Genomic DNA, 26,325 nt, shown 5'->3' with positions numbered 1-26,325 from the left:
CGCGCGCGCTACGGTGGTGCGACCCCGTCCCGCGGGGGCGGCGGGCATCGCTCCCGGCCGGCACACCGCTGCGCAGATCACCGGCAGAGCACGCAGCACAGCACGCAAACGACGCACGAGGTGGGGGCAGAGCAGCACCATGGCACAGGGCACGGTCCAGGTGACGCACACCGGCACATCGCGGTGGCGGCGCCGCACAGGCGAGTACGCCTCCCTCGCCGCAGCCCTGGAGGCCGCAGGTGACGGTGACATCCTCACCGTCGCGCCCGGGACCTACCGGGAGAACCTCGTGGTGCAGCGCGCGGTGACGCTGCGCGGACCCGAGGGCTCGGTCGGCTCGGTGCGGATCGCCCCGACCGAGGGGGTGCCGCTGACGGTGCGCGCCGCGGCGACCGTGCAGGACCTGCATGTCGAGGGGCAGGACGCGGCGGCGCCCGCGCTGCTCGTCGAGGACGGCACACCGGAGCTCACGGATCTCCGGATCGTGACCCGCTCGGCCGCGGGAATCGAGGTGCGCGGTGCGGCTCGACCGACCATGCGGCGCTGCATCGTCGACAATCCGGCCGGGGTGGGCATCGCCGTACTGGACGGCGCGGGCGGCGTGTTCGAGGAGTGCGAGGTCGTCGCGGCGGGACAGGCCGGGGTTTCGGTGCGCGGCGGGGCGCATCCGCGTCTCGAGCGCTGCCGGGTGCACCATGCCTCGGGCTCCGGGCTGAGCGTCACCGGCGAGGCCAGTGCGCTGGAGGCGCTCGGCTGCGAGGTGTACGAGATCAAGGGCACGGGTGTGCAGATCGCCTCGCGCGCGACGGCGCATCTGACGGACTCGCAGGTGCACCGCACCTCGTCGGACGGCATCACGCTCGACACGGACGCGGTGCTCACCCTCTCCGACTGCGACATCCACGACATTCCCGAGAACGCGGTGGATCTGCGGTCCCGTTCGGTGCTCACGCTCACCCGCTCGACCGTGCGGCGGTTCGGCCGCAACGGTCTGTCGGTATGGGATCCGGGCACTCGCGTGGACGCCAACCAGTGCGAGATCCACGACAGCACGGGTGACTACCCGGCGGTCTGGGTCAGCGACGGCGCGACCGCCGTTCTCGACTCCTGCCGGGTGCACGACGTCCCGGACGCCCTGTTCGTCCTCGACCGCGGTTCGCGCGCCGACGTGGTCGACAGCGATCTGTCCCAGGTGCGCAACACGGCGGTGTCGGTCAGCGACGGCGCCACCGCCCAGCTCGACGACTGCCGTATCCGGGAGGCGTCCACGGGCGCCTGGTTCCGCGACCACGGCAGCGGGGGCACACTCAACAACTGCACCGTCGACGGGGTGCAGACGGGTGTCATCGTGACCAAGGGCGCCGACCCGACGATCGAGCGGTGCACGGTGACATCGCCCGCGGAGGCCGGCTTCTACGTGTCGGCCGAGGGCCGCGGCACGTTCCACGGCTGCCGGGTCACGGGCAGCGGCGGCTACGGCTTCCATGTGATGGACGGCTGCCGTACGACGCTGACGCGCTGCCGCACCGAGCGATGCGCTCGCGGGGGTTACGAGTTTCCCGGAGACGGAACCGTCGTGGAGGAGTGCACGAGCGACGAGAGCGCTGTGCGCGCCGTGCCCGCGCAGACCCCGGCGGTGGTCACTGCCACGCAGTCGCCCGGGCTCCTCGCCATGATCCCCGGGCAGCGCGCCGGCGAGCCCGCCACCGTGCCCGGCCCCGCGGTTCCCCCCACGCGGACTTCGGACGCGGTCCTCGGTGAACTGGACGGGCTGGTGGGCCTGGAGAGCGTCAAGCGCGAGGTCCGTACGCTCACCAACATGATCGAGGTCGGCAGACGGCGCCAGGAGGCGGGTCTCAAGGCGGCGTCGGTCCGCCGGCATCTGGTCTTCACCGGCTCCCCCGGTACGGGAAAGACGACGGTGGCCCGGCTGTACGGCGAGATCCTGGCCTCGCTCGGGGTGCTGGAGCGCGGGCATCTCGTGGAGGTCTCCCGGGTGGACCTGGTCGGCGAGCACATCGGCTCCACCGCCATCCGTACGCAGGAGGCGTTCGACCGGGCGCGCGGAGGGGTGCTGTTCATCGACGAGGCGTATGCCCTCTCCCCCGAGGACTCGGGGCGGGACTTCGGCCGCGAGGCCATCGACACCCTGGTGAAGCTGATGGAGGACCACCGGGACGCGGTGGTGGTGATCGTCGCCGGGTACACGGCGGAGATGGAGCGGTTCCTGTCCGTCAATCCCGGTGTGGCGTCCCGTTTCTCACGGACCATCACCTTCAGCGACTACGTGCCGGACGAGCTGCTGCGGATCGTGGAGCAGCAGGCCGAGGAGCACGAGTACCGGCTGGGCGAGGGGACGGCCGAGGCGCTGCGGAAGTACTTCACGGCGCTGCCCAAGGGGCCCGCGTTCGGCAACGGCCGGACCGCGCGCCAGACGTTCGAGTCGATGGTGGAGCGGCATGCGAGCCGGGTCGCCGTGCTCGCCGAGGCGAGCACGGACGACCTGACGCTGCTCTATCCGGAGGATCTGCCCGAACTGCCCTGAGTCCGGACGGCTTCGGACCGCTGGCGGGGCAGCGGAGGCGGCAGCCGGTCGAGCAGTTCCTCTCGCTCCTCCGCGAAGGCCGGATCGGCCTGGTAGTCGGAGTGTCCGAGGACCGGCTCCGGCAGCGGATGCGTGTCCGTACGCCCGTACACCACGGGGTCCTTGAGCGCGTCCCGGTCGACCTGGGGCTTTCCGGCCTCGGCGGGGAGCCCCACCGGACCGCCGATCGGGTCGGTGTGCCGCCACAGATTGCGCCAGCAGTGCAGCTCCTGGTGGAGTGCGCGCAGCGGGACGGGCCCGAAGTAGGCGGGGAACCAGCGGCCGTAGAGCCGCTCCAGCGGTGAGCCGTACGTGAGCAGGGCGACCCGGCGGCGGGTGGCGACCGGAAGCTGCCAGACCGCCGCGGCCGCCAGCACACTGCCCTGCGAGTGACCGGAGATGACGAGCCGTCCGCCGGTGCCCGCGGTCCAGGACGCCATCCGCCAGGTGAGGTCGGGGACGGCCCGCTCGGCGTAGCAGGGCGGGGCGAACGGGTGGGCGGCGCGCGGCCAGAACGTACCGACGTCCCAGAGAATGCCGATGGTGCGGCGGGCCGAGGCGTCCCGGTACGCGCGCCGGCCCCAGGTGACGAAGAGCAGGAAGCCGAGCCCGATCAGCCAGGAGCCGAGGGTCTGGGCGACGTCCGCCGCGGCCTCCACCGCCGGGTGGGCCCGGTCGAAGGCTTCGGCCGGCACCTCGCCGCTCACCCAGGCACCGGCCACCGCACCCGCGCCGAGCAGCAGGGTCGCCGTGCAGATGATCCCGATGACGGTGGGGGCCGCGTCGGTCAGTGCAGCCCGCGCCCGGGTGCCGGCGATCCGGCGGGTACGGACGCTGTCGGGCCGCTCCTGCGGATAGTCCTCCTCGACCCGGCGGGCGAGGAACCGCGCGGCGCGCCAGGTCCGTACGCCGAGGACCGCGAGCGGGACGAGCAGCAGGAGCAGCAGGACGGGGATGACCGACGACTGCCAGCTGAGCAGCACCGGGGGGCCGGTGATCGGTCCCTGCCCCGTGCCGGGGGTGCCGGGGCCGTCCAGCCAGTCGGCGACGGACTGGGCGACTCCGCCGGTCATGACGCCCCCCAGCGCACAGGCGAGCAGGGCGACGGCCGGGCCGCCGAGTCCGTACATCGCGGTACGCGCGTGCCGGACACGGCGGTACAGGACGTGCGCGGCGATCGCGAGGGCGACCACGAGGGCCCCCTGGGCCAGGGTGATGACACGGAAGGCGGTGTCGCCCGGGAGGGTGCCGTGGGAGCGCCAGCCGGACCGCGACCACGAGGCATACAGCATCGACAGGGCGAGCAGTACGAGGGAGGCGCTGGGCAGCCAGCTGACGACGACGCGGTCGACGCGGTTGTCGAGGACGTTCTCGCTGCGTCCGCGGCGGAAGACGACCGCGACGACGAAGACGCCCGTGACGGCGAGCACCGACTCCAGGGCCCAGCCCATGACTTCGAGCGCCGGGACGTCCGCGCCGCGGTCGTGGCGCGCGGCCGCGCCGGCGACGGCGGCCGCGATGACGAGAAAGCCCGCGGCGGTGTGCGCGGCCCGCAGCCGCGCGACGAGCCGCCGCCCGTACCAGAACCCGGGCCGCCCGAGCGCGGGCCGGACCGACTCCTCGTCCGGCTGCGGCGTCGCGTGAGCGGCCTCGGGCTGCTCGTCCGTCGTGGTGCTCGGCGGGCGCTGGGCCTCGTACGCGTTCCAGGTGCGGTTGGACAGGTACCAGAGCAGGCCCACCAGCGCGGCCGGGAGAAGGGCCGCCACGGAGAGACGGCGGCCGGGCTGGGACCACCAGCCGTCGCCCGCGGCGGACAGGAAGCCGATCCAGGAACTGTCCGCCGAGCAGCGTGCCGAGCCGGCGCACTGCCAGGCCGTGAGATCGAGGGCGACCTCGCAGGCGGTGGCGGTGAGCAGGACGGTGAGGCTCAGCGCGACGAGCCGGACCAGCATCCCGTACAGGCGCACCGTCCTCGCCGGGGCCTTGGTCGTCGGCCGCATCCAGTGGGCCAGGTTGACGACCATGAAGGGCAGGAGCAGCAGCCACAGCGCCCTTGCACCGTTGCCGGAGGTGAGGTTGGACCAGCAGTAGGCCTCCGGGACCGGTCCGTCCTGGTAGCGCTCGGGGTGCTGCTCGGCTTCGGCGTCGTCGCTGCGCCGGTACACGGCGGCGGTTCCGTCACCGGTGATCCGGACCGTACGGGGGTCGCCGAGCATGTCCTGCGGGGTGGCCCCGCCGACGCCATGGACCAACAGTTCCAGCGCGGCGCCGCCGCCGCTCTGCGGGGCCGGATCCGGTGAGGCAGGGGACACTTCTGTGACTCGCTCTCTGGTGGGAGGATCTACGGCGCTGGACCAGAATCCCGGATCACGGCGGCTGCCGCAGGGCTCTCACGGAATCTCCCCGCGCCCGGTGCGAACGGACCGTGGCAGGATGAGAAACCTTGGTGAACAGCGGTGACGCGACGGCACGACGAAAGGACCGACCCCGGCGGTGAGCGACAATCAGAACCTCCTCGCGGAGCAGCGGCGAGCCCTGATCCTCGACGAGGTACGGCGGCGCGGCGGCGTACGGGTCAATGAGCTGACCCGCAGGCTGAACGTCTCCGACATGACCGTGCGCCGGGACCTGGACGCCCTCGCCCGGCAGGGCGTGATCGAGAAGGTGCACGGCGGTGCGGTGCCGGTGGCCGATGCGAGCACGCACGAGCCGGGCTTCGAAGCCAAGTCCTCACTGGAGCTGAGCGCGAAGGAGGACATCGCACGGGCGGCCGCGGTGATGGCGCTCCCCGGCAGCGCGATCGCTCTTTCGGGCGGCACGACGACCTACGCCCTGGCGCAGCATCTCGTCGACGTCCCCGACCTGACGGTGGTGACGAACTCGGTCCGGGTCGCGGATGTGTTCCACGCGGCGCAGCAGGCGGGCGCGGCGAGCGGCCAGCGGACCGCTGCGGCGACGGTGGTCCTCACCGGTGGTGTGCGGACGCCGTCGGACTCGCTCGTCGGGCCGGTCGCGGATCAGGCGATCCGCTCTCTCCACTTCGATGTGCTGTTCCTCGGGGTGCACGGCATCTCGGTCGAGGCGGGTCTGTCCACTCCGAACCTGGCGGAGGCGGAGACGAACCGCCGGTTCATGCGCTCGGCGCGCCGGGTGGTGGTCGTGGCCGACCACACCAAGTGGGGGACGGTGGGGCTGAGTTCGTTCGCGCGGCTGGAGGACGTCGACACGCTGGTGACGGACGCGGGGCTGCCGCCGGAGGCACGCGAGGAGATCGCGGAGCATCTGCCGCATCTGGTGGTGGCGGGCGAGCCGGCCGAGCCTGCGGAGTGACCGTCTTCCGGATCGGCCGTACGACGCCGCTGCCGGCCGGAGAGGCCTGGCTGCGGCTCACCGACTGGCCCGCCCACGCCGCGCAGGTGCCACTGACCCGGATCTCGGTGCTGACTCCGGGCCCCACGGCCGAGGGCACCCTGCTCGTCGCGCATACGGGTGTGGGGCCCGTGGGCTTCGACGACCCGATGGAGGTCGTGTGCTGGGAACCGCCGGAGTGCGGGCGGCCGGGGCACTGCCGACTGGAGAAGCACGGCCGGACCGTCCTGGGCTGGGCCGAGATCGGTGTGCGGCAGACGCCTGGCGGGACGCGCGTGACCTGGGTGGAGGACCTGCGGGTGCGGGGGGTGCCGGGGGTGTTCGACCCGGTACTGGCCATGGCGGGCCGACGTGTTTTCGGCCGGGCCCTGGACGGTCTGCTGGCCGGGGGACCGGGATCCGCCCGGTAGTGCCCATCTGACGGTCCGCCAGCTATCGTGTGCGGTCCCCTGCCCTGCTGCCCGGAGGTTACGGTTCATGGCTCACCGATTGAGGCCCGTGGAACTCGACTTCGTCGATTCCGCACCGCTGCGCCTCGTCTTCGCGGCCGAGGTGCGTGCCGAGCCCTCGGCCGTGTACCGCGCGCTCGCCGAGGATGTCGAGGGCTGGCCCGCCTGGTTCACGGCGGTGACCTCGGCGCGGCCGACCGGCGGGGGCGCGGGCCGGGAGGTCCGGTTGCGCGGTGGCACGCGCTTCCAGGAGACGATCATGAGCGCGGAGCCGGGCTCGCGGTACGCGTACCGCGTCGACGAGACCAACGCGCCGGGCGTGCGGGCGATGCTGGAGGAGTGGTGGCTCACGCCTACCCCGTCCGGGACCCGGGTGCAGTGGACCATGGCGGCGGCCGGGGCCGCCCCGTTCCGGCTGGCGCTGCGTCTGGGGCGCCCCGGTGTCGGCCGCGCGTTCCGGGACGCCGTACGGAATCTCGACCGGCGGCTGGGTCCTGTCCGGTCGGTCGAGCCGGATCAGTGAGCCCGGCAGGACCGGCCGGACACGACCTGGTGGCGGCGTCGGCCTGAGTCAGTCCGGCCACACGCCGGTGGCGAGGAACCGCTCGATCGCCGCTGCGTACGGGGCGATGTCAAGGCACTGTCCGGCCAGCCAGTCGTCCGAGTAGTACTTGTCCAGATAGCGGTCGCCCGGGTCGCAGATCAGCGTGACCACGCTGCCCTTCTCCCCCGCTGCCACCATCTCCGCGACGATCTTCAGGGCGCTCCACAGACCCGTGCCGGTGGAGCCGCCCGCCTTGCGGCCGATGGCCAGCTCCAGGGCGCGTACGGCGGCGACGGTCGCCGCGTCGGGCACCTTCATCATCCGGTCGATGGCCCCGGGCACGAAGCTCGGCTCCATGCGCGGCCGGCCGATGCCTTCTATGCGCGAGCCGCAGTCGCTGGTGGCGAGCGGATCGCCCTGGGTCCAGCCGTCGAAGAAACAGGAGTTCTCCGGGTCGGGGACACAGATCCTGGTGTCGTACTGCATGTAGTGCACGTAGCGGGCGATGGTCGCCGACGTGCCGCCGGTGCCCGCGGTGGCGACGATCCACGCGGGTTCCGGGTAGCGCTCCAACTTCAGCTGCTGGTAGATCGATTCCGCGATGTTGTTGTTGCCGCGCCAGTCGGTGGCCCGCTCGGCGTAGGTGAACTGGTCCATGTAGTGGCCGCCGGTCTGCGCGGCCAGGGCGGCGGACTCCTCGTACATCTTCCGCGAGTCGTCCACGAAGTGGCACTGTCCGCCGTGGAATTCGATCAGCCGGCACTTCTCGGCACTGGTGGTGCGCGGCATCACGGCGATGAACGGCACTCCGATGAGTTTGGCGAAGTACGCCTCGGAGACGGCGGTCGAGCCGCTGGAGGCCTCGATGACGGGCTTGCCCGGCCTGATCCAGCCGTTGCAGAGCCCGTAGAGGAACAGCGAACGCGCCAGGCGGTGCTTGAGGCTGCCGGTGGGATGCGTGGACTCGTCCTTGAGGTAGAGGTCGATCCCCCATTGCTCGGGCAGCGGGAAGCGCAGCAGGTGGGTGTCGGCCGAGCGGTTCGCGTCGGCCTGCACCTTGCGTACGGCCTCTTTCAGCCAGGCCCGGTACGCCGGATCGCTGCGGTCCACGTCCATGGTGGCCAACGCTTCGTAGGTGCTCATGCGCCCCGCTCCTCACTCTGGGAAACCTCTCCCCACTGCCCAACGATAAGCCCCTCACCTGCACAAACGTTGACTTTGGGGTTCCATAGGGCTGCCTTGTGGGAGCGTTCGGGGATGCGCCCTGGTGTCCGTGCGGTTGCATGGGCAGACTGAGATGCAGGAGCACGTGCGAAGGGGGCGGCGGCCATGTCAGAGCCGGAGTTCAACGCCATGGGTGTGCGGATCGAGCGGTGGCCCCGCTCGCTCACCAAGGCCGGTCAGGTCGTCATCGAGGACGGCAGGCTTGCGCTGCTGACGAGCTATGGGCGGGTGATCGACAGCGCGCCCGTGCGGGCGGTACGGGCCGGCAGGCCCTGGTTCGCGGGCGGTGACAGCACGGTCGCGACGGTCAACGGCACGCGCTACCGGCTGCACATGGGCGGGCCGGACCACGGGCCGGAAGGCAGTGCGCTGACGGGCCGGTTCCTGGAGGCACTGCGCAGGGCCGGCGGCGGCCACGGCTGATGGTGCCGCGCGGGGCGCCTGTGCGCGGAGTTGCGAAGTCGTCACTCCTGGTTCACGCTTGACTACATCACTCAGGGTTGACCGGCGGTGACACTGTGACCCAGCCCGCCGGCACAGACAGCAGGCAGCCAACTGCTGGATCCGATCCTTCGTCTTCTTCCGGACCTATTCGGGGAGTCGCAGCCGTGATCAGCGAGGCAAGCAGGCATTGCACGGTGGAGCTCCAGGCTTTGCCGTCGCGGATCGGTCAGGTCCGCAGAATCGTGTCGGCGCAGTTGCGCTACTGGCATCTCGATCCCTTGATCGACCAGGCAGCGCTCGGCGTCACGGAATTGCTGACCAATGTCCACCGGCACGCTCAGCCGGACAAGCTGTGCACCGTCGAGATCGAGCTGCTCCTCGACCGGCTCACCGTCAAGGTGCACGACCACGATCCACGGATTCCGACGATCGGCACGGCCGGACCGCTGGAGACCACCGGGCGCGGACTCGCAATGATCGACGCGGTGTGCGAGAGCTGGGGGGTGCTGCCCAAGGGCGACGCAGGCAAGGTCGTCTGGTTCTCGCTCCCGGCGTCGCTGCCGGTGGCGGCCCCGCCGCCGTACTCGGTCGCTTCGGTGTGCGGGGCGGCAGCGGCGGACGAACCCTTCGCGGTCGTCGGGGCCGAGCCGCGCGAGCGTGCCACGGTCCGGTCGGCCCTGGCGACCTGACCGGTCGACAGGATGCCGCCGGACAACGGCGGGGCGCCGTGGAAATGGTTCAACACCTGGTGAACCTCACGCAGTTGGTCGAGCGTACGAACCGTCATCGGTGCGAAGGGCGTTCGCCCTCGCTCTTGCCGTCGACCGAGGCGAAGACGGTCCTGTGCAGGTGAACCTTGGACATTGCGGCTCCACCTTGCGCGGGGGCTGCGCAGTGCCGGGATCCGCGCTTCAGCCGCGTCCCCGCACCGCTGCGAGGCACTGGTCGTAGAGGTCTGACAGATCGAGTCGCCCGTCGTGCCTGGCCCAGAGCTCGGTTGCCGTGTCGACGCAGGCGAAGACCGTCGCGACGATCGCCTTTGCACGGGGGTCGGGGGCCGGGCCGGGGCCGGTGCCCAGCCGCGCCTGGATGACCGGGACGAGTTCGGCCTGCCAGCGCAGTCGCTTCTCGATGTAGCGGGCGTGCAGCGAGGGGGTGTCGAAAATGAGGCGGGACAGCTCCAACACGCGCTCAGGAGTGTGGTCGGCGGTCAGGATGACCTCGAATCCGGCGCGCAGGGCATCCCAGGCGGACAGCTCGGCCGGCTGCTGCTCGACGGTCTGCTTGAGCAGCTCGCCCAGCGCCTCCTGGCCCCCGCAGACCAGGTCCTCCTTGGTGCCGAAGTAGCGGAACAGGGAGCGCTGCGAGATCCCCGCCTCCCGCGCGATCTGCGCGATCGTCGTCTGCTCGTAACCCTGCTCGGCGAAGAGTCGAACCGCCGTATCCAGGATCGCCCGTGCGGCCACCTGCCGCGAACGGTCCCACAAAGTCGTCATGGACCTCAGGCTACCCCCTCTGGACAGCGACCGCCTGGATGGCATTAACTGCCAGAAAGGCAGCGACTGAAAGAAGGACAGCCATGACAGCCGTCGACTACCGCGGACAGACCACGCTGATCACCGGCGCCAGCGCAGGCCTCGGCGCCGAGTTCGCCCGCCGGCTCGCTGCCCGCGGCTCCCACCTGGTGCTGGTGGCCCGCCGCAAGGAACGCCTGGAGGAGCTGGCCGCCGAGCTGCGCGCACACCACCGGATCCAGGTCCACGTGGTCCAGATGGACCTGGCCGCAGACAGCCCCGGGCAGGCGCTGGCCGCGCAGGTGGAGCGGCTCGGCCTGCACGTCACCAGCGTGATCAACAACGCCGGGTTCGCCACCTTCGGCCCCTTCCACCAGGCGGATCCGGCACGGATGCGCCGGGAGATCGCCGTCGACGTGACCGCGGTGGCCGACATCAGCCGCGCCTTCGTCGAGCAGCTGCGGACGGCCGGGCGTGGGGTACTGATCAACGTGGCGAGCATGGCCGCTTACCAGCCCAACCCGCGCATGGCGCTCTACGGGGCGACCAAGGCGTTCGTGCTGAGCCTCACCGAGGCGCTGTGGGAGGAGTCGCGCGGCACCGGCCTGCGGGTGCTGGCCCTGTCTCCCGGCGCCACCCGGACCGAGTTCTTCGACGTCGTGGGCACCACGCAGGCCGCCGGAGGGACCAGGCTCGCCTCGCCCGTCGATGTCGTCCGCACGGCACTGGCCGCCCTGGACCGCAGGAACCCGCCGCCCAGCGTCATCGCAGGACGCATGAACCGGGTGATGGCCTCTCTCGCCCGCCGGCTGGCCACCCGACGGCAGGTGATCCGGGTAATCGGCCGGCTCACCACCGAGGGGGCATGACGACGGGCGGGAGAGCCGCCGTCATGGGTGGCGAAGGCGGCTGTTTGGATCCGGCCGGCAGGCCGGCCCGACTTCGGTGTCGCCCACGCCGTGGACCTCGACGGCGTCCACGGCGCGGGCGGCGGTGCGGGGGGGGGGGGGAGCCGGCGGTGTTCGCGGTCGTCACACCGCACCGCCCTTGGAGTGCGGTCCGAACTGCTCGTCCAGGACGGACAGCCGGCGCCAGTACTCGTCCTCGTCGATCTCACCGGCGGCGAACCGTCGGCCGAGCACGGCGATCGGCGACGGCTCGCCGTGCATGGCGCGATGCTGCCAGGGACCGGGCCGGCCGCGTCGGCCGGTGCGGCGCAGGAGGGCGATGCCGCCGAAGATCACGGCCGCCCAGATCAGCGGAAAGAACAGGACCCATGGGCCGGGTCCGCCGTAGGCCAGGGTGTTCATCTCGGTCAGCTCCTCTGTAGCGACGTCTCGTGCGATTCGAGAGTCGCGCCCAGAGGGGGTCCGGGTCGTCGTACAGCCAGCGGCACCGCGGATACCACCCGGGGAGTACGCGGCCGCCTTCGCTCCTGCTTCCGACCCCGCGCGTTCTCCGGTCCCCGCGCGTCCTCCGGCGTTCTCCGTGCCGGATCTCGCGCTGGCCGCGATCCGCCGTACGGCCGAGGAGATGCGCGCCGCCGCCGAGGTGCCGCTCGGCGGCCCCGGACCGGCGTACGAGCGCATCTCGGCGTACCTGCTGCGCGAGCGCGATGTCCTGCGTGGCTGTCCTGTCGGGCGGCTGACGATGGACCCGGACGTCATCGCCAGTGACGAGTTGCGCGCCCCGGTCGACGAGACGCTCGACTGGCTGCGGGAACGGCTCGAGGGAATCGTCGAAGAGGGTCAGGAGCGGGGCGAGTTCAGTGCCTCGCTGGTCCCTGGCGAGATCGCGGCGCTGATCGTCGCGACGGTGCAGGGCGGCTATGTGCTCGCGCGGGCGTCCGGTTCGACGGCCGCCTTCGATACGGGTGTGCGGATGCTCGATGACTTTGAGGTCCTGGACGCGTACTGGGACAAGGCTGACGGCACGCTGCGTCGTGACCTCATCCGGCTGGCCATCGACAGCGTGACGATCACACAGGGGAAGCGGCGAGGAGCGCCGTTCGTCGGCGAGGAGCGCGTGACGATCCAGTGGGCGACGGAGGCAACGTCATGACCCAGCGCAGCGAGGAGGAGACCCTCCAGGCCCTGGAGCCGATACTCCGCGCGCTGGCCGTCATGGCTGCCCAGCGTGCCCAACTGCCAGGGATGGTCGATGAGCTGGCCCAGGAGGCTCGCATCACGGCCTGGGAGGCCCTGGAGCTGCTGTGCGGGCAGTTGGAGGTGTCGCCGTCGCGGGTGATCCTCGGTCACGCGGACCGCAGTCCGGACCGGGTGGACCAGCGGACGGTCGCGGCGACGGGGGCGTTCCTCGCCTTCGACGGGCCTTCACGGGCCCACCACATGACCGACTGGCAGTTGCCGGACGCGCTGGCCGCACTCGCCGATGCCGGGTTCGGCGATCAGTTGCTGCTGGGCGGCGACACGGTCGTACGGTCCACGCCGGGCATGCCGCATCTGCTGCGCCGGCTGCGGCCGAGGCTCGAACTGACCCTGGGCGGCGCGCTCGTGGAGCGGATCCTCACGGTGAACGCGGCTCGCGCGTTCGGCTGCCTTGCGCCCAAGGGCCCCGCGCCGCCGGCGACCCGTGACTGCGGACCGTCGGCCGCCGGGGCGCCCGGACCCGGCCTCAGCCGACCGGGATCAGAGTGAGGTAGACGAGGCCCAGCACTCGGCGGTAGCCGCGCAGCCAGCGGGCCCGGTGACGGTCCACGCGGTCCCGGGTCTCGGCGGCCGACGGGTGGCCGTCGTGCGTGGCGAGCCACTCCTCCAGGCCGGCGAGGTAGCCGGACTCGAAGTGTTCCCACTCCTCCTCGGTCGCCGTCTCGATCCACTCGATGCGGAATCCGGCGGCCGTGGCGGCCTCGGTGAGGGCGACGAGGGGAAGGTGCTCGTCGGCACGGGCGTCCGGCCACATGGCGGCGAGTTCCTCCGGGGTGGGGGTGCGCTGCCAGAAGCCCTCGCCGAAGAGCACCCGTCCGCCCGGGGTGACCAGCGAGCGCAGTGCCGTGAGCGCGGAGGTGGTGACGGTCAGGGTCCCGCCCCCGGCTGCGGCCTCCGGGTCGAGCAGTGCCTGCCCGGAACCCACGCACAGGACGACGTCGGCCGGCCCGCGGCTGGTGCCGGTGGCGGACTCCTCGACGAACTCGACGCGCCCGCCGAGCCCACGCGCGGCAGCGCCCCGGCGTCCACGTGCGAGATCCTCGCCGTTGAGATCGATCCCCACGCCCTTCGCGCCCGGCGCCGCCTCGAGCACCCGCAGCATCAACTCGCCCCAGCCGCAGCCGATGTCGAGGACCGTGGCCGGTTCCTGACGGGTGAGCCGCGCGACAAGCTGCGCGGCCCGGGCTTCGGAGAGAGGCCCGTGGAAGGTCAGGCGGGTGAGCCGGGGCGGAGGATCGGTGTCAGCCATGGCGTGGAACGTTACGGCAGGCGTGCCGTTCGCACACCCGGATTCACCGTCTCAGCTGCCGGTTCCCTGCCTGCCGGTTCACTGCCTCGACTGCACGTTCCCTGCCTCGACTGCCCGTTCACTGCCTCAGTGTGCCCGTTCCCTGCCTCAGTGCCCGTTCCCTGCCTCAGTGCCCGTTCCCTGCCTCAGTGCCCGTTCCCTGCCTCGGCTGCCGGTGCTCGGACGGACTCCTGGTGGGACTCGTCGCGAACCCGGCCGGCCGGCCCGATGGTTGATCGGGCGCGCTCCTGTGCCGGCCTCGCCGGTCGTCGACGTGTGCGGCGTCCGCGTGCGTTCAGGACACTCGCCGGGGCAGCACGCTCAGCGGATCGTCCAGCACCGGCTGCCATGCCAGCTCCGCCGCGCCCACCAGGCTGTTGTGGTCGAGGGTGCACGGCAGGATCGGGACGCCGCCGCTGCGGCCCCAGAGGCTGCGGTCGGCGACCACCGCGCGCAGTCGTTCCGGGTCCGCGTCGAGGAGTTCGCGGTGGAGGCCGCCGAGGATGATGCGGTCCGGGTTGAGGATGTTCACCAGACCCGCGAGGCCGAGGCCGAGGCGGTCGACGAGTTCCTCGGCCGCCGCCCGTACCGTTGGGTCGTCGTACTCCGTACGGAGCAGGTCGCGGGACTGCTGGAGCAGGGACACCTCGGGGCCCGGGTCGCGGCCGGCGGCGGTGAGGAAGGCCAGGGGGTCGGCCTCGACGTCGAGGCAGCCGCGGCTGCCGCAGTAGCAGGGGCGGCCCTCGGGATTGACGGTGAGGTGGCCGACTTCCAGGGCGAGGCCGGAGCTGCCGGTGTGCAGCCGGCCGTCGAGGACGAGCGCGCCGCCGACGCCGCGGTGTCCGGTGGCGACGCAGAGCAGGTGCTGGGCGCCGCGGCCGGCGCCGTGCCGGTGTTCGGCGAGGGCGGCGAGATTGACATCGTTGCCGGTGAAAGCAGGTCCCGTGATGCCTGCCGCGCGGACGCGTTCGGCGAAGATGTCGCGGACGGGGGCGCCCGCGGGCCACGCCAGATGCAGCGGGTTCAGCGCGGTGCCCTCGGGCTCGGCCACGGCGGAGGGGACGGCGAGCCCGGCGCCGACGCACCGCCGCCCGCCGGCGCGCAGCAACGCCGCACCGGCCTCGACGACCTCGCCGAGGACCTGGGCCGGGTCGGCGGAGACCGTCACACAGCCGGGGGCGGTCGCGGCGATCGTGCCGCCGAGCCCGACGAGCGCGGCCCGGAATCCGTCGGCGTGCACCTGGGCGGCGAGCACGACGGGGCCGGTGTCGTCCACGGCGAGCCGGTGCGAGGGGCGGCCCTGGGAACCGGCGGCGGCACCCGGCCGGGAGTCGACGCGGATCAGACCGAGCGCTTCGAGTTCGGCGGCGACGGCGCCCGCGGTGGCGCGTGTGACGCCCAGCTCGGCGGTGAGTACGGCCCGGGTGGGCGCCCGGCCCGTGTGTACCAGTTCCAGTGCGGGGCCGAGTGCGCCGCGGCCTCTCTCCAGCCTCGTCCGGGTGCTCGTCTCCTTGCCGTTCATGGGGGCGAGTCTCCCATGATCCCGGAGGTGAGCGGGCGGTCCGGTGGCGGGTGGCCGTTTCGTACGCGCCCTGCGGCCCGGCGCGTGCGTACGTGCGCGCACGGAGGGCGAGTCACGGTGACGGGCCCGGAGGGTGCGTGAGGACGCTCGTGGCGTTGTTCCGCGCGGTTGTACGGGCGGGCCGTCGGGCCCTATCCTGAGTTTGTGCCGCTACTAAACAAATCACGGACGGCCGCTACGGGGGACCACGGCGGAGAACCCGCCACCCGTTCCCTCACCCGCCTCCGCATCGCGCTGACCGTCTTCTTCGCACTCGACGGCTTTCTCTTCGCCGGCTGGGTGGTCCGCATCCCCGCCATCAAGCAGCAGACCGGCGCCTCGGCCGGTGATCTGGGGCTCGCGCTCCTGGGGGTGTCGGCCGGCGCGGTCGTGACGATGACCCTCACCGGGCGGCTGTGCCGGCGCTTCGGAAGCCATCCCGTGACCGTCGCCGCCGGGGCCCTGATGTCGCTGGGCATCGCGCTCCCCGCACAGACCCGTTCGGCGCTCGCACTCGGCTTGGTGCTGCTGGTGTTCGGCGTCGCGTACGGCGGGATCAACGTGGCCATGAACAGCGCCGCCGTGGATCTGGTCGCGGCACTGCGGCGGCCGGTCATGCCGAGCTTCCACGCCGCGTTCAGCCTCGGTGGCATGATCGGCGCCGGTCTCGGCGGGCTGGTCGCCGCGGGCCTCTCCCCCGCCACGCATCTCTTCGCGCTCACCGGCATCGGGCTGCTGCTGACCGCCGCGGCCGGTCCTGAGCTGCTGCGTCACCCCTCACCCGGAGCCCCCGAGCGGACCGGCGCACCGACGGCCCGACCGGCCCGCCCGACCGGACGGACCCGCCGGCTCGTCACGCTCTTCGGCGTGATCGCGCTGTGCACGGCGTACGGCGAGGGGGCACTGGCCGACTGGGGGGCGCTGCACCTGGAGCAGGACCTGGACGCGCACCCGGGCATCGCGGCCGCCGGGTACTCGCTCTTCGCGCTCTTCATGACGGTGGGCCGGCTCTCGGGCACGACCTTGCTGGAGCGGCTCGGCCAGACGCGGACGCTGGTCGCGGGCGGTGCAACCGCCTCGGCGGGCATGCTGCTCGGCGCGCTGGCGCCGACGGTGTGGCTGGCACTGCTCGGCTTCGCCGTGACCGGTCTCGGGCTGGCGAACATCTTCCCGGTGGCCGTGGCCCGCGCGGGGTCCCTGGCCGGGCCGGGGGGCGTGGCTGCCGCGTCCACACTGGGCTACGGCGGGATGCTCGTCGGACCGCCCGCGATCGGCTTTCTCGCCGACTGGTTCTCGCTGCCCGTGGCCCTGACGACGGTGGCGGCGCTGGCTGCCGCGGCCGCCCTGATCGGCTACTCGGCGCGGCGGAGCCCGGCGGCACAGGACGAGCAGCCACGGGACGAGTAGCCGTACTCAGGCGTGCGTTCGACTCCGGTCGCAGTATGAAGACACCGGCCCGAGGGGGAACACCAGGAACACGACGCCCGAACCTCGGCGTTCGCACTCGGCTGGTTCGTGCGCGCACTGCGCGGCAAACGGCACTCCGCACACCCCCGCGGCACCTGACCGCGCTGGCACAATGCCCGCATGGAGACCGCCGAGCTGATCAAGTGTCTCGTCAGGGAGGGCCAGTTGCTGGCCGCAGCCGCCGACAAGGCGGGACCGGACGCACCTGTGCCCACCTGCCCGGGTTGGCAGATCAGGGACCTCCTGCGGCACACCGGCATGGTGCACCGCTGGGCGACGGTGTTCGTGGCCGAGGGGCACACGACGTACCACCCGGACTCGGGTGAGCCGGACCTGGACGGGGACGAGTTGCTGGAGTGGTTCCGGGACGGCCACGGGCTGCTGGTCGGGGCGCTGACCGAGGCCCCTGACGATCTCGACTGCTGGAGCTTCCTGCCCGCGCCCTCGCCGCTGGCCTTCTGGGCGCGGCGCCAGACGCATGAGACGGCCGTGCACCGTGTGGACGCCGAGTCCGCGCTCGGCGAGCCCGGCCCCGTACCCACCCGGCTCGCGGCGGACGGCATCGACGAGTTGCTGTGCGCGTTCCACGCCCGCTCCAGGAGCCGCGTACGGACGGATTCGCCGCAGACCCTGCGGGTACGGGCCACGGACACGGAAGACGTCTGGACCGTACGGCTGTCCCAGGAGCCGCCCCGCACGGTGCGCACGGGAGCAGGGCCGGCGGACTGCGAGCTGAGCGGCCCCGCCGGGCGGCTCCACCTCGCGCTGTGGAACCGGCTGCCGCTCGATGCCGTGACCGTGACGGGCGATGCGGAACTCGCGCGGCTGTGGCGCGAGAACTCCGCGATCACCTGGTCCTGAGCCGCGTCCGACTCGTCCAGGGCAGTCAGCCGGCGGGGGTCGCCAGCATCCGGGAGAGCACCGCCCGCTGCAGCGGCTGCACCTCCGCATGGCGCTCGCGGCCCTTGGCCGTGAGCTCCACCCGCACCCCGCGCCGGTCCTCGCTGCACATCACGCGGGACACCAGGCCGTCCTTCTCCAGCCGTGCCACGAGGCGCGAGAGCGCGCTCTGGCTCAGATGCACCCGGGATGCCAGCTCCTGCACCCGGCAGGACGAGCCGTCGTCCTGCGCGGTGCACTCGGCGAGCACATCAAGAACCTCGAAGTCGCTCGCACCCAGCCCGTGCTGATGGAGCTCCCGGTCCAGCTCGCACATCGTGCGCGCGTGCAGCGCGAGGACGCCCCGCCATTCCTCCACGAGCGCGCGCTCGGACTTCTTCGCCGCCATGACCGCACGTTAGCAGAAAGGACCCACTTTGTTGCACCGGAATTAAATGCGTTTGCATTCGATGCATGTGCATGTAGCGTGCTGCCCATGACCTCTCCGCTCAATGTCCCCGCATCACAGGAGCGCTGGACGCCGCGGCTGTGGGGCACCCTCCTGGTGCTCTGCGCAGCGATGTTCCTCGACGCCCTCGACGTGTCGATGGTCGGCGTCGCCCTGCCGTCGATCGCCACCGACCTCGGCCTGTCCACCTCGACCCTGCAGTGGATCGTCAGCGGCTACATCCTCGGCTACGGCGGGCTGCTGCTGCTCGGCGGCCGCGCGGCCGACCTGCTGGGCAGGCGCCGGGTCTTCCTGGTCGCTCTCGCCGTCTTCGCGCTGGCCTCCCTGCTGGGCGGGCTCGTCGACTCCGGACCGCTGCTCATCGCGAGCCGCTTCATCAAGGGCCTGAGCGCCGCGTTCACCGCTCCCGCGGGACTCTCGATCATCACGACGACCTTCAAGGAGGGCCCTCAGCGCAACCGCGCCCTGTCGATCTACACCACCTGCGCCGCGACCGGCTTCTCCATGGGCCTGGTCCTCTCCGGGCTGCTCACCGAGGTCAGCTGGCGGCTGACGATGCTGCTGCCCGCACCCATCGCGCTGATCGCGCTGGTCGTGGGCATCAGGCTGATCCCCCGCAGCAGCCGTGAGGACTCCGGGAAGGGGTACGACGTCCCGGGCGCCGTCACCGGCACCGCCTCGATGCTGCTGCTGGTCTTCACCGTGGTGCAGGCACCCGAGGTGGGCTGGGCGTCGGCTCGCACGCTGCTGTCGTTCCTGGCCACGGCCCTGCTGTTCGCGGTCTTCGTCACGATCGAGCGACGCAGCCCGCACCCGCTGATCCGGCTGGGGGTGCTGCGCTCGGGCAGCCAGATCCGGGCCAACCTCGGCGCCGCGTTCTTCTTCGGCTCGTACGTCGGATTCCAGTTCCTCGTCACGCAGTACATGCAGTCCCTGCTCGGCTGGTCGGCCCTTCAGACGGCGCTGGCCTTCCTTCCGGCGGGCGCGCTGGTGGCCCTCTCCTCGACGAAGATCGGCTCGGTCGTGGACCGGTTCGGCACCCCGCGGGTGATCGCCACCGGGTTCTCGCTGCTGGTGCTCGCCTACGCGCTCTTCCTCCAGATCGACCTGACGCCGAGCTACGCCGCGGTGATCCTGCCGTCGATGCTGCTGCTCGGCGCGGCGTGCGCGCTGGTCTTCCCCTCGCTCAACATCCAGGCCACCAACGGGGTGGCGGACCACGAGCAGGGCATGGTCTCCGGTCTGCTGAACACCTCGATCCAGGTCGGCGGCGCGATCTTCCTCGCCGTCGTCACCGCGGTGATCACAGCGGCGGGTGACACCGGCCGCTCCCCGCAGGCGGTGCTCGACAGCTACCGGCCCGGCCTTGTCGTGGTCACCGCGATCGCGGCGGCCGGGCTGCTGATCACGCTGACCGGGCTGCGTACACGCCGCGCCGCCCAGCACACGGTCGTGGTCGCGAAGTCCGAGTCCGTACGGCAGGCCACGGCCGACGAGCCCGTCGGCGCCCGCGACTGACCGACCCGGCCCAGGGAGACAGAGACAGGAACCTGGGGTAATGCGGCTCAGGGTCACGGTCCTGGGGAAACGGCGGGGCGGCGGTGTACGGGTGGCAGGTTGCCCGCGCGCCGCCGCCCTGTGACACTCCCACCATGGGGGAACGCACACAGGCAGAACGGGACGCGATCACCGTCGAGACCGGCTACGCGCTGCTGAGCGCGGCCTTCGCCGCAGCGGTGGTCTTCGGCGTGATCGCCGGACCGAAGCTGATGTTCACCATGCCGTACGCCGTCGAGCGGGGACTGCTCCTCGCGGGCGCGATCGCGGCGGCCCTGGTCTTCCCGGTGCGGGTCGTGACCGTGCTGCGGCGCTTCGCGCGTACGTCCGCTCAGCCGAGCCAGCCGGGGCGGACCAGGCCCGACTCGTAGGCCAGCACCACCAGTTGGGCCCGGTCCCGGGCGCCGAGCTTCACCATCGTCCGGCTGACATGCGTCTTGGCCGTGAGCGGGCTGACCACGAGCCGGCGGGCGATCTCCTCGTTGGACAGGCCGATGCCGACCAGAGCCATCACCTCCCGTTCCCGCTCGGTGAGTTCGGCGAGTCCCTCGGCCTCGGCGGGCCCCTTGGAGCGGGCGGCGAACTCGGCGATGAGCCGGCGCGTCACCCCCGGCGACAGCAGCGCGTCGCCCTCGACCACCGCCCGTACCGCGCGCAGCAGTTCCTCCGGCTCGGTGTCCTTCACCAGGAACCCGCTGGCTCCGGCCCGGATCGCCTCGAAGACGTACTCGTCCAGCTCGAAGGTGGTCAGCATGACGACCTTCACGCCCTCCAGCGACTCGTCATCGGTGATCCGCCGGGTCGCGGCGAGCCCGTCGAGCCGGGGCATACGGATGTCCATCAGGACCACGTCGGGCTGCAGTTCACCGACCCGGAGCAGCGCCTCCTCGCCGTCCGCGGCCTCCCCTACGACCTCGATGTCCGGCTGGGCGTCGAGCAGCGCCCGGAAGCCGGCCCGCACCAGCGACTGGTCGTCGGCGAGCAGTACCCGGATCACGGTGTCTCCTTCGGCTCGATCGGCAGGTCGGCGCGCACACGGAAGCCGCCGTCCGGGCGCGCGCCCGCCTCGATCGTGCCACCGAGCGCGGCGGCCCGCTCCCGCATCCCGATGAGTCCACGGCCGCTGCCGCCCTGGTCGTCGCCGGTGGCGGGCCCGTCGTCGTCGATCCGCAGATCGAGCCGGCCGCGCGCGTAACCGATCCTGACCCGTGCCGTACGGGACCCCGAGTGCCGCACCACATTGGTCAACGCCTCCTGCACGATCCGGAAGGCGGCGAGATCGGCGCCGGGCGGTAGCGGAGTCCTGGTGCCCTCGGTGGTGACCTCCACGGTGAGTCCGGCTCTTGCGGCCTGCTCGACGAGTTCGGGGAGCCGGTCGAGTCCGGGCGCGGGGGCACGGGGCGCGTCACCCGAATCAAGGGGAGCTGCGCGCAGCGCATCGTTGGAAGGGCGGTGGCGGGAGACGGGTGGGCGGAGGGTGTCCAGGACCTGCCGTACCTCGCCGAGCGCCTCCTTGCTGGCCGCCTTGATGGTGGTGAGGGCGGTCCGGGCCTGTTCGGGGTCGGAGTCCAGCAACGCGAGGCCCACCCCGGCCTGCACATTGATGACGGAGATGGAGTGGGCGAGCACGTCGTGGAGTTCGCGGGCGATACGGAGCCGCTCCTCGTCGGCGCGGCGCCGCTCCGCCGCCGCGCGTTCGGCGCGCTCGCGGACCCACTGCTCTTTGCGTACCCGGGCCAGCTCGGCGAGGGCGAGGACGGCGACGACCACGGCTGCGCTGACCAGTTCCTCGCCCCAGGGCGCCGGTCCGTCGCCGCGCGGTGGGAGATATGGGTAGAGCCAGTGGCCGATGAGGAGATGGCCGACCCAGAACAGGCCGACGGCCACCCATGCCACGTGCCGGTGCCCGGCGACGACGGCCGAGAACACTCCGACGGCGACGGTGAGCAGGACCGGCCCGTACGGATATCCCGCGCCGAGGTAGACCAGCGCGGTCGCAGCTGCCCCGAAGAGCGCGACGACCGGATGCTTACGGCGCGTCAGCAGAAAGGCGGGCCCGGCGAGCAGCAGCACCCGCGCGAACGCGTCGAGCGGCTCCCGGTCCTGGCTCTTCGCCGCGAACCCACTGCCGATCATCACGAAGACGGCGAGCATCAGGGTGGAGCGCCAGGGCACCCGGTGCTCCGCCCACCGGTCCGGGCCGTGCCGCCACCACGGCGGACCGCTGTCCCCCCACGGCGATCCGCCGGGCATCCAAGGCGGTCCGCCATGGGGGCGGGTGCGCTGCTCGTCCATACCGGTCACGCTAGACCTGGCCGGTCCGCGTTGGCGTCAGCCGTGCGCGGTGATCACGCGTACTCCCTGTGCGGTACGCGGCCGGGGCCGAGAACCCGATCGGCGCCGCCGGGGCCGGGAGTCTGGTCGGCGCCCGGGGCCCGGGAGCCTCGTCGATCCGACCGGGAGGGGTCAACGCCCGGCGGTGGGTGACGGGACGAGGCCGGCGTCGCGGGCGAGGCGGGCCACGGAGTGCACGAAGAACGTGTCCCGGTCCTCCACGACCCGGTTGAACTGCCCGAACACCTCGAAGGAGATCAGCCCGAACACCTGGGACCAGGCGGCGACGAGGGCGACGACCAGGTCCGGCGGCAGGTCGGCGGCGAAGTCGTCGGCCATTCTGAGTGCCTCGGGGCGCAGTTCCGCGGCGAGCGGGGGCGGGGTGACCCCCCGGCTCCGATAGGCGTCGCGGGCGATGGAGATGAGGGCGAGGCCGACCCGGGAGGCCGGCTCGATCGTGTCCTGCGGGGCGGCGTAGCCGGGGATGGGAGAGCCGAAGATCAGGGCGTACTCGTGGGGGTGGGCGAGCGCCCAGGCACGTACGCCGGAACAGACGGCGGCCCAGCGGAGCACGGGGTCGGGCTCCCGTCCGGGCTCCCGTCCGGACCCTGGTCCGCCATCGGGGCCGGACTCGGCGAGGGCTCGCTCGGCGGCGGCGCCGATCGCGTCGTACGCATCGACGATGAGGGCGGTGATGAGTTCGTCGCGGCTCGGGAAGTACCGGTAGAGCGCCGACGACACCATGCCCAGCTCGCGGGCGACGGCGCGCAGGGAGAGCTTGGCCGCTCCCTCGGCGGCGAGCTGCCGGCGTGCCTCGTCCTTGATCGCGACGGTGATCTCGCCGCGGGCCCGTTCCCTGGCCCCTCGCACGGTTCTGCTGCTGGTGCTCATGCGGAACAGTCTGTCACGTTTCGGAGCACCGACCAATAACGAGAGCACTGCTCTTGCTTTGAATCACCGATCCGGTGCACACTGCTCTCGTTCGAGAGCAGTGCTCTCTCAGCAGAATCAACGATGGAGATCGCCATGTCGTCGTCGCGCCACTACGTGAAGGCCAACGCGTTCGAGATGCGGATGAACGGAATCGTGGGCTGGCTCGCCCGCCGCGGAGTGAGCCTCCTCGGCTCCGCCGAGCTCTCCGTACGCGGCCGCAAGAGCGGCGCCATGCAGCGCATCCCCGTCAATCCGTTCACCCAGGACGGGGCGCAGTACCTGGTCTCGGCCCGCGGCCACTCCCAGTGGGTGCGCAATATGCGCGCCGCGGGCGGCGGCGAGCTGCGCGTCGGCCGCAAGGTGCGCACGTTCACCGCGGTGGAGATCCCGGACAGCGAGAAGCTCCCGGTCCTGCGCGGCTACCTCGAACGCTGGGGCTGGGAGGTCGACCGGTTCTTCAAGGGCGTCACCGCCAAGTCCTCCGACGCGGAGATCCTGGCGGCCGCCCCGACCACCCGGTGTTCCGGATCACCGCCACCGAGTGACAGCGGTCCCTCCGGGCTCCTCCCGACCGCTACGGAGCAATGCGCGCCCTGTTACGAGGTGATGCGCGCCCCGTCGGTCTCGGGCTCGCCGGCCTCGCCCGGCACCCCGGTCGCGGCAGCGCCTCCCGCCCGAGCGGGCGGACGAGTACGGTCCATGGCTTCAAGGGCGCGCCGCGCCAGCGGGTGGGTGCGCACGATATCCGCCAGCGACGTCGAGCCGCGGGTGATGTCCGCGAAGGCCTTCCAGGCCGGCCGGAATCCGGTGATCGCGGCATGGAGCAGGCCGGGGCGCCGCTCGAAGATCGCGAGCATGCGCCGGCCGACGCTCATCTCCACACCGAGTCCGGCCTTGATGGCGAAGGCGTAGTTCAGCGCCTGCCGGCGGGCGTCCACGGCGTCGTCGGCCTCCCCGATCCGTACCGCCCACTCCCCCGCGAGCCGCCCGGAGCGCAGCGCGAAGGAGATGCCCTCACGCGTCCACGGCTCCAGCAGTCCTGCCGCGTCCCCGCAGACGAGCACCCGGCCGCGGGACAGCGGCGAGTCGTCGGCACGGCAGCGCGTCAGATGCCCCGTCGAGACGGCCTGCTCGAAACCGGCCAGGCCCAGCCGTGCGATGAAGTCCTCCAGGTAGCGCTTCGTGGCGGCCCCTTCGCCGCGCGCCGAGATCACCCCGACGGTCAGCACGTTCCCCTTGGGGAAGACCCAGCCGTAACTCCCGGGCATCGGACCCCAGTCGATGAGCACCCGCCCCGCCCAGTCCTCGGCGACCGTCTCCGGCACCGGGATCTCGGCCTCCAGGCCCAGGTCCACCTGGTCGAGCTTCACCCCGACATGGGCCCCTATCCGGCTGGCACTGCCGTCCGCACCGACGACGGCGCGTGCGAGCACGGTCTCGCCGTCGGCGAGGACGACCGCGACGGTGCGGCGGTCCGGCACCGCCGGTCCGTGCTGCTCGACCCGGGAGACGGTCGCTCCGGTGCGCAGCACCGCGCCCGCCTTCTGCGCCTGCTCCACCAACCCCGCGTCGAACTCAGGCCGGTTGATGAGCCCGAAGAGCATTCGCCGCGAGCGGCGGGTGCGGGACAGTCTGCCGTTCAGCGAGAACGTGACCGCGTGCACCCGGTCCTGGAGGGGGAGCTCGAAACCGGGCGGCAGGGCGTCCCGCGAAGGCCCGATGATCCCTCCGCCACAGGTCTTGTAGCGGGGCAGCTCGGCCTTCTCCAGAAGCAGGACCCTGCGGCCCGCGACGGCGGCCGCATAGGCCGCCGACGCTCCCGCGGGTCCCGCGCCGACCACGACGACGTCCCACACCGGCTCGTTGTGTCCGCCCACGGCATCTGCGTTCTCGCTGCTCACGATGTGCTTCTGCTCCCGATCCGACCCATGGCCCAAGCTCTCGACGGCATCCTACGGCGCGGCCCGTGCCGGCCCCCTGTGGGAGGATCGGCCGTACCTTCGCAGTACACACAACGTCGCACCCACAAGGAGCGTGCCCATGACCGCGAATCCGATCGCCGAGACCGTCGCAGCATTGATGCCCCGCGCGAAGGCGGAGCTCACGGAGCTGGTGGCGTTCCATTCGGTGGCGGACCCGGCCGTCGCTCCCAGGAGTGAGTGCGAGGCCGCCGCGGAGTGGGTGGCGGGTGCGCTGCGCGCCGAGGGCTTCCAGGATGTCGCGCTGCTCGACACCCCTGACGGTTCCCAGTCGGTCTACGGTCTTCTGCCCGGCCCCGAGGGCGCGCCGACCGTGCTGCTCTACGCCCACTACGACGTGCAGCCGATGCTCGACGAGTCGGCGTGGGTGACGCCTCCCTTCGAGCTGACCGAACGGAACGGCCGCTGGTACGGGCGCGGCGCCGCCGACTGCAAGGGCGGCTTCATCATGCACCTGCTCGCCCTGCGCGCCCTGAAGGCGAACGGCGGCATACCGGTCTCCGTCAAGGTCATCGTCGAGGGCTCGGAGGAGCAGGGCACCGGCGGCCTCGAGCGGTACGCGGAGGCGCACCCGGAGCTGCTCACGGCCGACGCGATCGTGATCGGCGACACCGGCAATTTCCGGGTCGGCCTGCCGACGGTGACGGCGACGCTGCGCGGTATGACCATGATCCGCGTCCGGATCGACACGCTTGAGGGCAATCTGCACTCCGGGCAGTTCGGCGGCGCCGCGCCCGACGCGCTGGCGGCGCTCATCAGGGTCCTGGACTCCCTGCGCGCCGACGACGGCTCGACGGTCGTCGACGGTCTGGTGTCGGACACCGCCTGGGAGGGTCTGCAGTACCCGGAGGAAGACTTCCGCAAGGACGCGAAGGTGCTCGACGGCGTCGATCTGATCGGGCAGGGGACGGTCGCCGACCGCATCTGGGCCCGCCCGGCCGTGACCGTCATCGGAATCGACTGCCCGCCGGTGGCCGGCGCGACGCCGTCCGTACCGGCGAGTGCCCGCGCGCAGATCAGCCTGCGGGTTCCGCCCGGCCAGGACGCGGCCAAGGCGACCGAGCTGCTGTACGCCCACATCGAGAAGCACACGCCGTGGAACGCGCGCGTGTCGTTCGAGCAGGTCGGCCAGGGCCAGCCGTTCAGCGCGGACGTGAACAGCCCGGCGTACGCCTCGATGGCGGAGGCGATGCGGATCGCCTACCCGGGCGAGGAGATGCAGACGTCGGGCATGGGCGGCTCGATTCCGCTGTGCAACACGCTCGCCGCGCTCTACCCGGAGTCGGAGATCCTGCTGATCGGGCTGAGCGAGCCGGAGGCACAGATTCACGCGGTGAACGAGAGTGTCTCGCCCGAGGAGCTGGAGCGCCTGTCGGTCGCGGAGGCGCACTTCCTCGTGAACTACGCGCGCTCGAAGCAGGGTTAGGCCCTGTCCGGGCGATCTTCGAGGACCAGGCCGCGGCGTCGGATGCATGGGGTCTCCCCAGGCCCGGAGGGCCGAGGGGACGCATCGCAAGGCGGTGGGGGCACCTCCCAGCGGTAGCTGGGGGAGATCGCCCTCG

Annotated in this window: 24 protein-coding genes and 2 pseudogenes; 15 read left to right on the top strand and 11 right to left on the bottom strand. The window is 72.1% G+C overall.

The features are described 5' to 3' along the window. Nucleotides 1-139: 139 nt before the first annotated feature. Nucleotides 140-2,545 (top strand): right-handed parallel beta-helix repeat-containing protein, encoded by a 2,406-nt coding sequence (locus ACZ6ZQ_RS37185; protein ID WP_469772959.1) that lies wholly within the window; start codon nucleotides 140-142, stop codon nucleotides 2,543-2,545. Here the strand turns inward: ACZ6ZQ_RS37185 and ACZ6ZQ_RS37180 are convergent. After that, complete coding sequence (locus ACZ6ZQ_RS37180; protein WP_469772958.1) at nucleotides 2,515-4,896, bottom strand: hypothetical protein; 2,382 nt, start codon at nucleotides 4,894-4,896, stop codon at nucleotides 2,515-2,517. The genes ACZ6ZQ_RS37185 and ACZ6ZQ_RS37180 overlap by 31 nt on opposite strands. Before the next feature lie 181 nt (nucleotides 4,897-5,077). Here ACZ6ZQ_RS37180 and ACZ6ZQ_RS37175 point away from each other — a divergent pair, with 181 nt between their 5' ends. The 3 genes from ACZ6ZQ_RS37175 (at nucleotide 5,078) to ACZ6ZQ_RS37165 (ending at nucleotide 6,925) form a co-directional block, all read left to right on the top strand. Next, nucleotides 5,078-5,914, top strand: coding sequence for a DeoR/GlpR family DNA-binding transcription regulator (locus ACZ6ZQ_RS37175; protein ID WP_469772957.1), 837 nt, complete (start codon nucleotides 5,078-5,080; stop codon nucleotides 5,912-5,914). Further along, the gene (locus ACZ6ZQ_RS37170; protein ID WP_469772956.1) at nucleotides 5,911-6,363 is read left to right on the top strand and encodes an SRPBCC family protein; all 453 of its coding nucleotides are present in this window, start codon (nucleotides 5,911-5,913) and stop codon (nucleotides 6,361-6,363) included. The genes ACZ6ZQ_RS37175 and ACZ6ZQ_RS37170 overlap by 4 nt, the downstream gene beginning before the upstream one ends. 67 nt (nucleotides 6,364-6,430) lie before the next feature. After that, the gene (locus ACZ6ZQ_RS37165; protein ID WP_469772955.1) at nucleotides 6,431-6,925 is read left to right on the top strand and encodes an SRPBCC family protein; all 495 of its coding nucleotides are present in this window, start codon (nucleotides 6,431-6,433) and stop codon (nucleotides 6,923-6,925) included. A 48-nt stretch (nucleotides 6,926-6,973) separates the two neighbouring features. Here ACZ6ZQ_RS37165 and ACZ6ZQ_RS37160 read toward each other — a convergent pair whose 3' ends face one another. Beyond that, nucleotides 6,974-8,089 carry a PLP-dependent cysteine synthase family protein gene (locus tag ACZ6ZQ_RS37160; RefSeq protein ID WP_469772954.1) on the bottom strand — a complete coding sequence of 372 codons (1,116 nt, stop codon included), beginning with the start codon at nucleotides 8,087-8,089 and terminating at the stop codon, nucleotides 6,974-6,976. A gap of 186 nt (nucleotides 8,090-8,275) precedes the next feature. On the opposite strand from ACZ6ZQ_RS37160, the gene ACZ6ZQ_RS37155 reads away from it, so the two are divergent. Together ACZ6ZQ_RS37155 and ACZ6ZQ_RS37150 are read left to right on the top strand one after the other, a co-directional pair. Next, on the top strand, nucleotides 8,276-8,593 hold the full coding sequence (locus ACZ6ZQ_RS37155; RefSeq protein ID WP_469772953.1) for a hypothetical protein: 318 nt from the start codon (nucleotides 8,276-8,278) through the stop codon (nucleotides 8,591-8,593). A 185-nt stretch (nucleotides 8,594-8,778) separates the two neighbouring features. Further along, nucleotides 8,779-9,303, top strand: a complete 525-nt coding sequence (locus ACZ6ZQ_RS37150) for an ATP-binding protein (RefSeq protein WP_469772952.1) — start codon at nucleotides 8,779-8,781, stop codon at nucleotides 9,301-9,303. Nucleotides 9,304-9,525: 222 nt separating this feature from the next. On the opposite strand, the gene ACZ6ZQ_RS37145 is transcribed toward ACZ6ZQ_RS37150, so the two are convergent. After that, nucleotides 9,526-10,110 carry a TetR/AcrR family transcriptional regulator gene (locus ACZ6ZQ_RS37145; protein ID WP_469772951.1) on the bottom strand — a complete coding sequence of 195 codons (585 nt, stop codon included), beginning with the start codon at nucleotides 10,108-10,110 and terminating at the stop codon, nucleotides 9,526-9,528. An 83-nt stretch (nucleotides 10,111-10,193) separates the two neighbouring features. On the opposite strand from ACZ6ZQ_RS37145, the gene ACZ6ZQ_RS37140 reads away from it, so the two are divergent. Further along, nucleotides 10,194-10,997, top strand: coding sequence for an SDR family NAD(P)-dependent oxidoreductase (locus ACZ6ZQ_RS37140; protein WP_469772950.1), 804 nt, complete (start codon nucleotides 10,194-10,196; stop codon nucleotides 10,995-10,997). Between the two features lie 162 nt (nucleotides 10,998-11,159). Here the strand turns inward: ACZ6ZQ_RS37140 and ACZ6ZQ_RS37135 are convergent, their stop codons facing one another. Further along, entirely contained in the window at nucleotides 11,160-11,438 is a 279-nt protein-coding gene (locus tag ACZ6ZQ_RS37135) for an SHOCT domain-containing protein (protein WP_469772949.1), read from the bottom strand. 181 nt (nucleotides 11,439-11,619) lie between these two features. On the opposite strand from ACZ6ZQ_RS37135, the pseudogene ACZ6ZQ_RS37130 reads away from it, so the two are divergent. Both ACZ6ZQ_RS37130 and ACZ6ZQ_RS37125 read left to right on the top strand, forming a co-directional pair. After that, a pseudogene (locus tag ACZ6ZQ_RS37130) lies at nucleotides 11,620-12,015 on the top strand (TetR family transcriptional regulator C-terminal domain-containing protein); the annotation flags it as partial. Between the two features lie 170 nt (nucleotides 12,016-12,185). Continuing rightward, nucleotides 12,186-12,785 carry an amidohydrolase family protein gene (locus tag ACZ6ZQ_RS37125; RefSeq protein WP_469772948.1) on the top strand — a complete coding sequence of 200 codons (600 nt, stop codon included), beginning with the start codon at nucleotides 12,186-12,188 and terminating at the stop codon, nucleotides 12,783-12,785. Here ACZ6ZQ_RS37125 and ACZ6ZQ_RS37120 read toward each other — a convergent pair. Continuing rightward, nucleotides 12,763-13,545 carry an SAM-dependent methyltransferase gene (locus tag ACZ6ZQ_RS37120; RefSeq protein WP_469772947.1) on the bottom strand — a complete coding sequence of 261 codons (783 nt, stop codon included), beginning with the start codon at nucleotides 13,543-13,545 and terminating at the stop codon, nucleotides 12,763-12,765. The two genes, ACZ6ZQ_RS37125 and ACZ6ZQ_RS37120, sit on opposite strands and share 23 nt — an antisense overlap. A gap of 334 nt (nucleotides 13,546-13,879) precedes the next feature. Further along, a complete protein-coding gene (locus ACZ6ZQ_RS37115; protein ID WP_469772946.1) occupies nucleotides 13,880-15,106 on the bottom strand; it encodes an ROK family protein in 1,227 nt (408 codons plus the stop codon). 204 nt (nucleotides 15,107-15,310) lie between these two features. Between ACZ6ZQ_RS37115 and ACZ6ZQ_RS37110 the strand changes: the two genes are divergently transcribed. Next, nucleotides 15,311-16,552, top strand: a complete 1,242-nt coding sequence (locus tag ACZ6ZQ_RS37110; protein ID WP_469772945.1) for an MFS transporter — start codon at nucleotides 15,311-15,313, stop codon at nucleotides 16,550-16,552. 180 nt (nucleotides 16,553-16,732) lie between these two features. Beyond that, complete coding sequence (locus ACZ6ZQ_RS37105) at nucleotides 16,733-17,473, top strand: maleylpyruvate isomerase family mycothiol-dependent enzyme (RefSeq protein ID WP_469772944.1); 741 nt, start codon at nucleotides 16,733-16,735, stop codon at nucleotides 17,471-17,473. A 25-nt stretch (nucleotides 17,474-17,498) separates the two neighbouring features. Here the strand turns inward: ACZ6ZQ_RS37105 and ACZ6ZQ_RS37100 are convergent, their stop codons facing one another. Next, nucleotides 17,499-17,900: a MarR family winged helix-turn-helix transcriptional regulator gene (locus ACZ6ZQ_RS37100; protein ID WP_469772943.1), complete on the bottom strand. Its 402-nt coding sequence runs from the start codon at nucleotides 17,898-17,900 to the stop codon at nucleotides 17,499-17,501. A gap of 87 nt (nucleotides 17,901-17,987) precedes the next feature. Between ACZ6ZQ_RS37100 and ACZ6ZQ_RS37095 the strand changes: the two genes are divergently transcribed. Both ACZ6ZQ_RS37095 and ACZ6ZQ_RS37090 read left to right on the top strand, forming a co-directional pair. Next, nucleotides 17,988-19,478: an MFS transporter gene (locus tag ACZ6ZQ_RS37095; RefSeq protein WP_469772942.1), complete on the top strand. Its 1,491-nt coding sequence runs from the start codon at nucleotides 17,988-17,990 to the stop codon at nucleotides 19,476-19,478. Nucleotides 19,479-19,612: 134 nt separating this feature from the next. Then, nucleotides 19,613-19,888 (top strand): DUF6332 family protein, encoded by a 276-nt coding sequence (locus ACZ6ZQ_RS37090; protein WP_469772941.1) that lies wholly within the window; start codon nucleotides 19,613-19,615, stop codon nucleotides 19,886-19,888. Here the strand turns inward: ACZ6ZQ_RS37090 and ACZ6ZQ_RS37085 are convergent. The 3 genes from ACZ6ZQ_RS37085 to ACZ6ZQ_RS37075 form a co-directional block, all read right to left on the bottom strand. Beyond that, nucleotides 19,849-20,514, bottom strand: a complete 666-nt coding sequence (locus tag ACZ6ZQ_RS37085) for a response regulator transcription factor (protein ID WP_469772940.1) — start codon at nucleotides 20,512-20,514, stop codon at nucleotides 19,849-19,851. The genes ACZ6ZQ_RS37090 and ACZ6ZQ_RS37085 overlap by 40 nt on opposite strands. Continuing rightward, nucleotides 20,511-21,812 carry a sensor histidine kinase gene (locus tag ACZ6ZQ_RS37080; protein WP_469772939.1) on the bottom strand — a complete coding sequence of 434 codons (1,302 nt, stop codon included), beginning with the start codon at nucleotides 21,810-21,812 and terminating at the stop codon, nucleotides 20,511-20,513. Before ACZ6ZQ_RS37080 ends, ACZ6ZQ_RS37085 begins: the two co-directional genes overlap by 4 nt. A 171-nt stretch (nucleotides 21,813-21,983) precedes the next feature. Beyond that, nucleotides 21,984-22,742, bottom strand: a complete 759-nt coding sequence (locus ACZ6ZQ_RS37075) for a TetR/AcrR family transcriptional regulator (protein WP_469772938.1) — start codon at nucleotides 22,740-22,742, stop codon at nucleotides 21,984-21,986. A gap of 135 nt (nucleotides 22,743-22,877) precedes the next feature. Between ACZ6ZQ_RS37075 and ACZ6ZQ_RS37070 the strand changes: the two are divergent. Next, a pseudogene (locus tag ACZ6ZQ_RS37070) lies at nucleotides 22,878-23,329 on the top strand (nitroreductase family deazaflavin-dependent oxidoreductase). Between the two features lie 51 nt (nucleotides 23,330-23,380). Here the strand turns inward: ACZ6ZQ_RS37070 and ACZ6ZQ_RS37065 are convergent. After that, nucleotides 23,381-24,685, bottom strand: a complete 1,305-nt coding sequence (locus ACZ6ZQ_RS37065; protein WP_469772937.1) for a geranylgeranyl reductase family protein — start codon at nucleotides 24,683-24,685, stop codon at nucleotides 23,381-23,383. A gap of 139 nt (nucleotides 24,686-24,824) precedes the next feature. On the opposite strand from ACZ6ZQ_RS37065, the gene ACZ6ZQ_RS37060 reads away from it, so the two are divergent. Then, on the top strand, nucleotides 24,825-26,189 hold the full coding sequence (locus tag ACZ6ZQ_RS37060) for a M20/M25/M40 family metallo-hydrolase (protein WP_469772936.1): 1,365 nt from the start codon (nucleotides 24,825-24,827) through the stop codon (nucleotides 26,187-26,189). Nucleotides 26,190-26,325 lie beyond the last annotated feature (136 nt).

The sequence above is a fragment of the Streptomyces sp. NPDC053673 genome, from assembly GCF_055585225.1.
The sequence above is the reverse complement of the archived record's forward strand: the minus strand, read 5'-3'. Positions and strand labels throughout refer to the sequence as shown.

What these genes read in the sequence shown, in the direction of transcription:
- ACZ6ZQ_RS37185 (WP_469772959.1), top strand. Translation starts at nt 140, where the DNA reads ATGGCACAGGGCACGGTCCAGGTGACGCACACCGGCACATCGCGGTGG.
- ACZ6ZQ_RS37165 (WP_469772955.1), top strand. Translation starts at nt 6,431, where the DNA reads ATGGCTCACCGATTGAGGCCCGTGGAACTCGACTTCGTCGATTCCGCA.
- ACZ6ZQ_RS37160 (WP_469772954.1), bottom strand. Translation starts at nt 8,089, where the DNA reads ATGAGCACCTACGAAGCGTTGGCCACCATGGACGTGGACCGCAGCGAT.
- ACZ6ZQ_RS37155 (WP_469772953.1), top strand. Translation starts at nt 8,276, where the DNA reads ATGTCAGAGCCGGAGTTCAACGCCATGGGTGTGCGGATCGAGCGGTGG.
- ACZ6ZQ_RS37145 (WP_469772951.1), bottom strand. Translation starts at nt 10,110, where the DNA reads ATGACGACTTTGTGGGACCGTTCGCGGCAGGTGGCCGCACGGGCGATC.
- ACZ6ZQ_RS37140 (WP_469772950.1), top strand. Translation starts at nt 10,194, where the DNA reads ATGACAGCCGTCGACTACCGCGGACAGACCACGCTGATCACCGGCGCC.
- ACZ6ZQ_RS37135 (WP_469772949.1), bottom strand. Translation starts at nt 11,438, where the DNA reads ATGAACACCCTGGCCTACGGCGGACCCGGCCCATGGGTCCTGTTCTTT.
- ACZ6ZQ_RS37125 (WP_469772948.1), top strand. Translation starts at nt 12,186, where the DNA reads ATGACCCAGCGCAGCGAGGAGGAGACCCTCCAGGCCCTGGAGCCGATA.
- ACZ6ZQ_RS37120 (WP_469772947.1), bottom strand. Translation starts at nt 13,545, where the DNA reads ATGGCTGACACCGATCCTCCGCCCCGGCTCACCCGCCTGACCTTCCAC.
- ACZ6ZQ_RS37115 (WP_469772946.1), bottom strand. Translation starts at nt 15,106, where the DNA reads ATGAACGGCAAGGAGACGAGCACCCGGACGAGGCTGGAGAGAGGCCGC.
- ACZ6ZQ_RS37105 (WP_469772944.1), top strand. Translation starts at nt 16,733, where the DNA reads ATGGAGACCGCCGAGCTGATCAAGTGTCTCGTCAGGGAGGGCCAGTTG.
- ACZ6ZQ_RS37100 (WP_469772943.1), bottom strand. Translation starts at nt 17,900, where the DNA reads ATGGCGGCGAAGAAGTCCGAGCGCGCGCTCGTGGAGGAATGGCGGGGC.
- ACZ6ZQ_RS37095 (WP_469772942.1), top strand. Translation starts at nt 17,988, where the DNA reads ATGACCTCTCCGCTCAATGTCCCCGCATCACAGGAGCGCTGGACGCCG.
- ACZ6ZQ_RS37090 (WP_469772941.1), top strand. Translation starts at nt 19,613, where the DNA reads ATGGGGGAACGCACACAGGCAGAACGGGACGCGATCACCGTCGAGACC.
- ACZ6ZQ_RS37080 (WP_469772939.1), bottom strand. Translation starts at nt 21,812, where the DNA reads ATGGACGAGCAGCGCACCCGCCCCCATGGCGGACCGCCTTGGATGCCC.
- ACZ6ZQ_RS37075 (WP_469772938.1), bottom strand. Translation starts at nt 22,742, where the DNA reads ATGAGCACCAGCAGCAGAACCGTGCGAGGGGCCAGGGAACGGGCCCGC.
- ACZ6ZQ_RS37060 (WP_469772936.1), top strand. Translation starts at nt 24,825, where the DNA reads ATGACCGCGAATCCGATCGCCGAGACCGTCGCAGCATTGATGCCCCGC.